General features: G+C 69.0%; 1 protein-coding gene. It reads right to left on the reverse strand.

The annotated features are described in order from the left end of the window. Nucleotides 1-136: 136 nt before the first annotated feature. On the reverse strand, nt 137-280 hold the full coding sequence (locus AC1DYG_RS19740) for a hypothetical protein (RefSeq protein WP_477641548.1): 144 nt from the start codon (nt 278-280) through the stop codon (nt 137-139). Between the last annotated feature and the right edge of the window lie 172 nt (nt 281-452).

Genomic DNA, 452 nt, shown 5'->3' on the forward strand with positions numbered 1-452 from the left:
ATCCAGCAGCCCGCTGACCGGACGCGGTTGTCCATCGTCTTCGGGTTCAGTCCGAGGCGGGCCGCGCATTCGGCGCGGGTGAGCCCTTCGGCGCGCAGCGCCCTGTACCTGGCGGCGAACTTCTCACGGTTCCACGTCATCGGGTCACCCCTGCAGCAGCGAGCGCCTCGGCCGTCGCGGCGTCGCGCTCGGCCGCGATCCGCGCCGACTTGAACTCGCACGGGTCGATCCGATCCGCCGGCAGGCACACCGGCGCGCACGCCGCGTTTCGCCGCTTCATGCAATCGGGGCAGTTCCACGAGATCATTCAGGCCACCGCCTTCGGTGCGTACTCGGTACGCAGGCGGTCGATCAGCTCGGCGGCCGGAACGGACCGGGCGCGGCTGGTCGGGACGAGGACATCCAGCGGAGTCAAGGACCCATCGGCCTTATGGTGCAAGAACGTGAACATG

This window comes from Pedococcus sp. P1_H8 (genome assembly GCF_056405175.1).

Bases quoted from the DNA above. Each gene is read 5' to 3' on its own strand.
- AC1DYG_RS19740 (WP_477641548.1), bottom strand. From the start codon at position 280: ATGAAGCGGCGAAACGCGGCGTGCGCGCCGGTGTGCCTGCCGGCGGAT.